Annotated in this window: 4 protein-coding genes and 1 pseudogene; 3 read left to right on the top strand and 2 right to left on the bottom strand. The window is 70.0% G+C overall.

Annotation, left to right across the window (positions count from 1 at the left end):
• Positions 1–147 precede the first annotated feature (147 nt).
• Positions 148–1,620 carry an NADP-dependent phosphogluconate dehydrogenase gene (gene gndA / locus G6020_RS04635; protein WP_179525228.1) on the bottom strand — a complete coding sequence of 491 codons (1,473 nt, stop codon included), beginning with the start codon at positions 1,618–1,620 and terminating at the stop codon, positions 148–150.
• A gap of 293 nt (positions 1,621–1,913) precedes the next feature.
• On the opposite strand from gndA, the gene G6020_RS04630 reads away from it, so the two are divergent.
• Entirely contained in the window at positions 1,914–2,678 is a 765-nt protein-coding gene (locus G6020_RS04630; protein ID WP_179525229.1) for a hypothetical protein, read from the top strand.
• Positions 2,679–2,852: 174 nt separating this feature from the next.
• Positions 2,853–3,269 (top strand): PaaI family thioesterase, encoded by a 417-nt coding sequence (locus G6020_RS04625; RefSeq protein WP_179525230.1) that lies wholly within the window; start codon positions 2,853–2,855, stop codon positions 3,267–3,269.
• Between the two features lie 145 nt (positions 3,270–3,414).
• Here G6020_RS04625 and G6020_RS04620 read toward each other — a convergent pair whose 3' ends face one another.
• Positions 3,415–4,839 carry an NAD(P)/FAD-dependent oxidoreductase gene (locus G6020_RS04620; protein ID WP_179525231.1) on the bottom strand — a complete coding sequence of 475 codons (1,425 nt, stop codon included), beginning with the start codon at positions 4,837–4,839 and terminating at the stop codon, positions 3,415–3,417.
• A gap of 224 nt (positions 4,840–5,063) precedes the next feature.
• Here G6020_RS04620 and G6020_RS04615 point away from each other — a divergent pair.
• Positions 5,064–5,762, top strand: a pseudogene (locus G6020_RS04615) (cyclopropane fatty acid synthase); the annotation flags it as partial.

Raw genomic sequence — 5,762 nt, 5'->3', positions numbered from 1 at the left:
GGTCGCGGCCCGCGACGGCGTCGTCGAGCGCGGCGATCTGGATCGCGCTCGCCGGGCCGTCGACGACGGTGGAGACGGCGTGTCTGACCGGGACCGCGACGCCGAGCCCGGCGAGTAGACGGCCCAGATCGGTCCGAGCCGGCCCGGTCAGGCCCGCACCTCCGTACGGTCGCCGCTCCACTGAGTGTGGAAGCTGCCCTCGCGGTCGGTCCGCAGGTACGTGTGGGCGCCGAAGAAGTCGCGCTGTCCCTGGATGAGCGCGGCGGGCAGTCGTTCGGTCCGGAGCCCGTCGTAGTAGGCCAGGGCCGCGGAGAACCCGGGCGCCGGGATACCCGCGGTCACCGCCGTGGTGACGACGCGCCGCCAGCTGTCGACGCAGTCGGCGAGCGCCTCGGCGAAGTAGGGGGCGGCCAGGAGAGTGGGGAGATCGGCGTTCTCCGCGTAGGCCTCGCGGATGCGGTCGAGGAAGGTGGCGCGGATGATGCATCCCCCACGCCAGATCGTGGCCAGGTCACCCCTCGCCACATCCCACCCGTACTCGGCGGTGGCAGCGGTGATCTGGTCGAATCCCTGAGCGTAGGCGATGACCTTCGACGCGTAGAGCGCGCGCCGGACGTCCTCGATGAACTCTGGGCCGGTGCCGCTCGGGGTCGACACCGCGCCGGAGGGCAGCGCGCGGCCCGCCTCGCGCTGCGGTACCGAACTGGACAGGGCGCGGGCGAAGACGGCCTCGGCGATACCGGTCACCGGGACTCCCAGATCCAGTGCGGACTTGACCGTCCAGCGGCCGGTGCCCTTCTGGCCCGCGCGGTCGACGATCACGTCGACCAGGGGATACCCGGTCTCGGCGTCCACCTGGGCGAGCACCTCCGCGGTGATCTCGATCAGGTAGGAGTCGAGTTCGCCGGTGTTCCACTCGCGGAACACCTCGGCCATGGCCGCAGGCTCGATCCCCGCCACACCGCGCAGGAGGTGGTACGCCTCGCCGATGAGCTGCATGTCCGAGTACTCGATCCCGTTGTGCACCATCTTCACGAAGTGACCGGAACCGTCCTCGCCGATGTGGGTGCAGCACGCGGTCCCGTCGACCTTGGCGGAGATGTCCTCGAGCATGGGCCCGACGACCTCGTAGCTGGAGGCCGGGCCACCCGGCATGATGGACGGGCCCTCGAGGGCGCCCTCCTCGCCGCCGGAGATCCCGGCGCCGATGAACCGGATCCCGCGGTCGGCCATCGCCTTCTCCCGGCGGATGGTGTCGGTGTAGAGGGAATTGCCCCCGTCGATGATGATGTCGCCCTCGTCGAACGCCTCGGCGAGGGCGTCGATCACCGCGTCGGTGGGTGCCCCGGCCTGAACCATGACGAGCGCACGTCGCGGCGACCGGAGTGCGGCGGCGAACTCCTCGATGGTCTCGGTGCGGACGAAGTCCCCGTCCCGGCCGTGCTCGTCCAGGAGAGCGTCGGTCTTGCCGGCGGAGCGGTTGTGTACGGCGACCGTGTACCCGTGGCGGGCGAAGTTCCGTGCGATGTTCGAGCCCATCACGGCGAGTCCGGTGACTCCGATGTCGGCGGTCCCGTTGGTGTCTGAGGTCGGCTGCGCGTCCTCGCGCTCAGTACTCATGTGTCTCAGAGTAGTCCACGGGTTCCCGGGCAGTGGACCTGCATCGATGGGGGAGACGGGCCGTCCGGCGGGCATCCGCGAACCTGAGTGTTTGCTGACAGGTCAGTGGTGCACTGAGTGCAACGATTGCCGGAACCGGTCCGAAACCCTTGGTTGTACGAGGTGGTGTGTTGTATCACTTATTACCGGGCCGGGACACCGGTGCCGCGGAACGGGGGGAAACGCGCCGCGGTGTGGCGCCGGTGTGCAGGCGGCCCGAGTGAGAAGTGATCAGCGAGGGGGAAGCAGCAGACATGACCAGCTCCATGCTGCCCACACAGATCGTGGGTACGCGCACGGTGTTCGACGACACGGTCGAGGTACTCGCCGGGTTCAGACCGGGATACCCGAAGTTCTACTCGATCGCGGATCTCGGTACCCAGTCCCGCCGCCGGTGGGTTCCGCTGGAGCGTGCGGTGGACGGCGGACGTGTCGAGACGATGTTCCGCAACTACTTCGCGGAGTCCGGGGACATCCGGTTCTCGACGTACCTCGTCGCCGACGCGTTCGCCCACGGGGTGATCGGCCGGGCGGTCGCGAGCTTCGTCACCATCGGCCGGGTGTGGGACACGGGTGCGGAGAACCTCGCGGTCCGCACCGACATCGAGGGAGGGCTCGACTGGGCGGGCGTCCGGGACACCACCTTGCGACTGCTCTGTGATGATCCGTCCGCGGGATCGCCGGGGACCGTTGTCCTGCCGTGCGAGCAGGCCCTCGCGCAGTGGCTCGCCTGCCGGTCACGCATGACCCTGAGTCCGGTGTTCGACGATCTCTCCCGCGTGAGCAACTGCAGCGTCGACACCCTGTGGTCGGTGGTCGGGGAGTGCGTGCTGGGTGCCGCGACGATCGTCCCGACCTTCGCCGACACGAGTGCGGAGACCGGATACCGCCGCGGACAGCTGGTGCTGCAGGCGCTCCACGACTCAGGTCTGGCGGTACGGAGGCGCAGCGCCCTTCCGCGAACGCCCGGATCGGGACCGATCCCGGTGCGCGACAGGGGTTGGCGCTCGGTCCGCTGATCCCGCCTGACCCGGCTCGGTCCGCTGATCCCGCCTGGCCCGGCCCGGCCCGCTGGGCCCGGCTGACCTGACCTGACGCGCGTGACCCCGCACGGCTCGGCTGCGCGGACGCGGAGGCGCGGTAGCGTCGGTACCCGAATCGCCCGGACAGCCCGGGCCGGGAGAAGAGGTCCGATGTCCGACGCGGTCGAGAACGAGTTCATCCAGTTGATCCGGGGACGGTCCGGAACCGGTTTCGGCGGCGGGATCGGCATCGACTACCGGGAGATCACTCCCGACAGGGTCGTGGTCTCGGTCGACATCGCGCCGCACCTGCACCAGCCCTACGGGATCGTCCACGGCGGCGTCTACTGTGCCATCGCCGAGGAGGTCGCGAGTGTGGCGGGCGCGGTGTGGCTCGGTGGTGAGGGCAAGGTGGTCGGGGTCAACAACTCGACCGACTTCCTGCGGGCCGTCACCGAAGGCACGCTCACGGCGACCGGTACCCCCGTGCACCGGGGACGCAGCCAGCAGCTGTGGCGTGTCGAGATCACCGACGACGAGGGGCGACTCGCTGCCGTGGGTCAGGTCCGGCTGGCGAACCTCCAGTAGGCCCGGTCGCCGGGCGAGAAGCCCTGTCCGGCCCGGGGCGCGCGGCGACAACCGGGGCAGAACAGCGAGAGCGCCCGGCGGGATGTCCCGCCGGGCGCTCGTCCCGGAACCGATCGACTCGCCGAACCGGCTGAGTCGTCGCTCCTCAGTCGCCGATCGACGTGGTCTCCACGGCCCGGTCGCGGGCCTCCTCCGCCGAGCGGGCCTTCTCATGGGCCGCCACCCGCTCGATGGCCTGTCGACCGTAGACCCACTGTTGCGTGGAGGTCAGCTGGGAGCGGTGGTCACCGCCCATGTGCATTCCCCAGGAGAACATGGTGGTCAGGCGGTTCTTGAACCCGATGAGGTACGCGAGGTGCACCACGAGCCACATCACCCAGGCGATGAAGCCGGAGATCTCCAGCCTGCCCACCTTCACCACCGCGCTGTAACGCGACACGGTGGCCATGGAGCCCTTGTCGAAGTACTTGAACGGCGGTCGCTCGGCGGGGGACCTGCCCTTCTCGACCTCGGCCATGATCTGCTTCGCGGCGTACTTGCCGCCCTGGATGGCGACCTGTGCGACGCCGGGGAGCTTGTCGAGACTCATCATGTCGCCGACGACGAAGATCTCGGGGTGCCCGGGCAGCGAGAGATCCTTCTGCACCAGGACCCGTCCCGCGCGATCGATCTCGGCCTCCGTCTGGTCGGCGAGCATCTTGCCGAGCGTGCTGGCCTGGACGCCCGCGGACCAGATCTTGCAGGTGGCGTCGATCCGGCGGACCGAACCGTCCGGGTCCTTCACCTCGATCCCGCGCTGGTCCACATCGGTGACCATGGCGTTGAGCTGGATCTCGACGCCCATCTTCTCGAGCCGGGCCCGAGCCGCGTTGCCCAGTTTGTTGCCGAACGGCGGGAGGACGGCGGGGGCCGCGTCCAGGAGGATCACCCGGGCGGAGGCGGGATCGATACGGCGGAAGGTGTTCTTCAGGGTGTGCTGGGCCAGCTCCGCGACCTGCCCGGCCATCTCGACACCGGTCGGTCCCGCGCCCACGATGATGAACGTGAGGAGGCGGCGGCGCTCCTCGTCGTCCTCGGTGACCTCCGCCTGCTCGAAGCAGCCGAGGATCCGGCTGCGCAGTTCGAGGGCGTCGTCGACGGTCTTCATGCCGGGGGCCCAGCGTTCGAAATGGTCGTTGCCGAAGTACGACTGATTGGCGCCGGCGGCCACGATGAGGCTGTCGTACTCGAGGTCGAACTTGATGTGACCTGCCGAGGCGTAGACCGTCTTGGCGGCCACGTCGATCTTGTTGACGTCACCGAGGATGCAGGTGACGTTCTTCTGATCGCGCAGGATGAGCCGGGTGGGCGGGGCGATCTCGCCCACCGAGAGGATGCCGGTCGCGACCTGGTAGAGAAGCGGCTGGAAGAGGTGGTGCCCGGTCTTGGCGACCAGGGTCACGTCCACATCCGCCTTCTTCAGTTGCTGGGCCGCGAAGAGCCCGCCGAAGCCGGACCCGATGATGACGACTCGGTGCCGGCGTCCGGCCGGTGCGGTGGCGGTGACCTGGTCGTGTGCGGGCTCGGTCATGGCGGCTCCTGGTGAAGGTGAGACTGTCGTGGTGAGCGCGGGGCTCGCCGATCGGGTCCCCGGGCGGGTCACGCGCGGGAACGAGTCCCCAGGGTAGTGGTATGCGGTAGCCGGTGCACACGTAGTGGGCTCGCCGCGGTGAACGCTCCCCCCGTCGCGCCTGACCCGCCCGGGCGACGTGCGGCGGTACCGTCCCACTGACGACACCCCTGAGGAGGGACCCGGTGGTCAGACTCGAACCGCAGACCGTCGACCTCGATCGTTGGCCCGCGCTCGCGGAGCCGGACGGGATGGGCGGACAGGCCGCGGGGGAGGTCGCCCAGGCCCTGAGGAGGTCGACCAGGGACCTCGGTCTGAGGATCGACTACCCGGATTCGACGGCGGCGGGCGAGTACGACGCCCCCGTCCGAGTGGTCCTGCGGGAGCCCGAGCGCTTCTGGGCGCGCCTCGCGTCCGCCGGGGTGCTCGGCCTGGGAGAGTCCTACATGGCCGGTGAGTGGACGACCACCGACCTCGGCGCGGCCATAGGAACCCTCGGCCCGTGGATCGCGGGGAACTCCGACTGCGCCCACCCGGGTGAACGAGCCTATGGGCGCGACGGTCGCGGGAGCCCCGGTGGTGGGCGACGGCGCGGGGGACCGGTGGTGGTGGAGCTCGAGGATTCCGTTCCCGGTGCGCTCACCTCCCTCTACACCGACGAGACGATGTCGACGGCGGGCGCCGTGTTCGCCTCCGGTGCACGCACCCGTGCACGGATGGAGGACGGGACCGACGTGGTCCACCTCGAGGTCCCGGCGTCGCCCCCCCGGCGCAACGACCTGGGGGACGCCCAACGGCGGTCGGCCGACACGCTGCTCACCCTTGCCGGCGTCGGGGCCGGCACCCGGGCCCTCGTCGCCACTCCCGGGTGGGGTGAGTTGCCG

It is taken from the genome of Dietzia sp. B19 (assembly GCF_014145155.1).
In the GTDB taxonomy this organism is placed as follows: domain Bacteria; phylum Actinomycetota; class Actinomycetes; order Mycobacteriales; family Mycobacteriaceae; genus Dietzia; species Dietzia natronolimnaea.
Note: the sequence above shows the minus strand (reverse complement) of the source record. Positions and strands in the feature narration are given on the sequence as shown.